The organism is Streptomyces plumbidurans, assembly GCF_019857225.1.
Lineage (GTDB): Bacteria > Actinomycetota > Actinomycetes > Streptomycetales > Streptomycetaceae > Streptomyces > Streptomyces plumbidurans.
In genome coordinates, this window is the sequence record NZ_JAFJSY010000166.1 from 1 (window position 1) to 2466 (window position 2466).

At 71.8% G+C, this 2466-nt stretch carries 3 protein-coding genes and 1 pseudogene; all 4 read right to left on the reverse strand.

From position 1 onward, the window contains the following. Nucleotides 1–242: ATP/GTP-binding protein (locus tag JYK17_RS40205; RefSeq protein ID WP_222812320.1), on the reverse strand; the 242-nt coding region annotated here is incomplete at its 3' end. Continuing rightward, entirely contained in the window at nt 223–618 is a 396-nt protein-coding gene (locus JYK17_RS40210) for a DUF742 domain-containing protein (RefSeq protein WP_108015325.1), read from the reverse strand. The genes JYK17_RS40205 and JYK17_RS40210, both read right to left, overlap by 20 nt. Nucleotides 619–728: 110 nt before the next feature. Further along, nucleotides 729–1142, reverse strand: coding sequence for a roadblock/LC7 domain-containing protein (locus JYK17_RS40215; RefSeq protein ID WP_003973453.1), 414 nt, complete (start codon nt 1140–1142; stop codon nt 729–731). Between the two features lie 9 nt (nt 1143–1151). Then, nucleotides 1152–2466 (reverse strand): annotated as a pseudogene (locus tag JYK17_RS40220) (nitrate- and nitrite sensing domain-containing protein); the annotation flags it as partial.

A 2466-nucleotide genomic window follows, 5' to 3' on the forward strand; every position in this document is an offset into this window, starting at 1 on the left:
ATCAGGTCCTGGTCCAGGGTGATACGGCCGAAGTCCATGGCCACCGTGGTGGTGGTCTTGTCCCCGGTGTGCGTCAGGTCGTCGATGCCCGCGCTCGCGGACGTCATGACGGCCTCCGTGCGCAGCGGGTTGATCTCCGAGACGGCGCCCACGAACGTGGTCTTGCCGACACCGAAGCCACCCGCCACCACGATCTTCGCGGAGGTGGTCGCCCTACCTCCGTCAGAGCTTGCGAAGTCCACTGAGCACCCTTTCGAGCAGGGTCACGTCCGGTGCACCGGTCGTCTCGTCGCCGCCCGGCTGGTGGACGGCGACGAGCCCGGCCTCGGCCAGGTCCGCGACGAGAATGCGGGCCACGCCCAGCGGCATGGCCAGAAGCGCCGACACCTCCGCGACCGACTTCACCTCACGGCACAGATGGCAGATGCGCTGGTGCTCCGGGAGCAGCCCCATGAGTGCTGCCGGGTCGGCCGTGGTGCTGATCAGTGCCTCGATGGCGAGCTGGTAGCGCGGCCGCGTCCGGCCACCGGTCATCGCGTACGGACGTACCAGCGGCTGGTCGCCCTCATCCTCGTACGGCTCCGCGTACGGATCATGAGAGGCGGTGGGCGGGGTCATGAATCCTCCGGGCTGGACAGCAAGTCGGTCAGTCGTGCCGTCGGTAAGGCCGATGGGGGGATTGTGGCGGCCGGACGGTGATTTGGTGAGACGGGTGGTGCCGGTGGGGTTCAGTGGAGCAGACTGCCTTGCAGTTCGGCGCGCAGATCGGGCGTGAGCACCGCACCCGCGCGGTCGACCAGCAGGGCCATCTCATAGCCGACCAGGCCGATGTCGCACTCCGGGTGCGCGAGCACGGCCAGGGACGAGCCGTCCGAGACGGACATCAGGAAGAGAAAGCCGCGTTCCATCTCGACGACCGTCTGCGCCACGTTGCCGCCCTCGAAGATCCGGGAGGCCCCGGCCGTCAGCGAGGTGAGCCCGGACGCGACGGCCGCCAGCTGGTCGGCGCGATCGCGAGGGAAGCCTTCCGACATCGCCAGAAGAAGACCGTCGGCGGACACGACGACGGTGTGGGACACACCGGGGGTGTTGTCCACGAAGTTGGTGATCAACCAGTTGAGATTCTGTGCCGCCTGGCTCATCTGGCTCAACTATCGCTCCTGCTGGTGAGTGGGGCTCGGGAAGCTGCCGGTCTGGCCGTTGCCGGCCTGGCGACCTTGTGCGATGCCCCGACGGAGATTGGTCAGCCGGCCGCGTACGTCATCAGGCGCACGCGAGACCTGCGGACCGGACTGGTGCTGTTGCTGCTGAGCCGTGCCCGGGACGAGGTTCGCCCTGGGCACCCGGCGCGGCAGGCCGGAGGTGGTGACCCCGCCCGCGGCCGGCTGCCTCACGCGCTCCGCCTGCCGGACGAGATCGTCGTTCGGCGAGGCGCGCCAGGAAGAGGTGGCGGGTCGCTGTGCACCGGGAGAGTGCTGCGGCGCCGAGGGAGCGGCGGCAGGTGCCGCCGGCGCTTGCGGAGCGGAGCCGTTGGTGTGCCGCGCGGCGGACTGGCCGCCGTGGAACCAGTTGGTCTCCAGCGTGTCGTACAGCGGGGTACGGCCGTCGCCCGGACCGGTGGCCGGCGGCAGCGCCTCGGGCTCCTGGCGGACGGGCCGCGCTTGCGGACGCGGCGGGACCGGCTGCCGCGGAGCACCGAAGTCGCTGTGGTTGCCGTTGACCTGCGGACGCTCGAACTGCCCGGTGTCACCGTTGTTCTGACGGCCCGGCAGACGGTGCTGACCGGTGGAGCCGTTGTCGTAGCCCGGGGTGGCGTACTGGCCCGTGGAGCCGTTGTCGTAGGCCTGCGGGATGGCGAACTGGCCCGTGTTGGCAGGGCTGTTGGGGTTGTTCGCGTTGCCGAGGCCGTTCTGCCCGGCCGGGCTGCCGAAGACGTCCGAGCGGACGAACTGGCCCGAGTCCTGCGAACCGTTGGGGTCCTGCGAGCCGTTCGGGCCCTGCTGCGGGGCGCCGTACTCGGGACGGGCGAACTGGCCCGTCTGCTGCGGCTGCTGCTGCGGCGCCGGAGCACCGAAGTCGGGCCGCGGGAACTCGGACGTGGACCCGGGGCCCTGCCGGTCGTCGATCCGCGGCATCCGGGAGGTCTCGTCGTGGCCGCGCGGGGTGTCCAGCGAGGCACGCGGAACCGGCGGCTGCGCGTTCTCGTCGCTCCAGCTCGGCCGCGAGGGCTGCTGCTGGGCGCCGCCCGGCAGCTCGGCACGCGGACCGCCACGACCCGGCAGCAGCGGCTGACGGCCACGCCGGCCGCGGCCCTCGCCGCCGGAGCTTGCGGGGCCCTGGGGGCCCTGGGACTGCGGCGGTACGGCGCCACGAGCGCCGCCGTAGCTGTCCTGGCCCGTGCCCGCGGACTGCAGGCCCTGGGGTGCGCCCTGTGCCTGACCGAACGCGGAGCCCGCACCCGCGGGG

Excerpts from the sequence above, each read along its gene's own strand:
- JYK17_RS40210 (WP_108015325.1), bottom strand. The coding sequence starts at position 618 with ATGACCCCGCCCACCGCCTCTCATGATCCGTACGCGGAGCCGTACGAG.
- JYK17_RS40215 (WP_003973453.1), bottom strand. The coding sequence starts at position 1,142 with ATGAGCCAGGCGGCACAGAATCTCAACTGGTTGATCACCAACTTCGTG.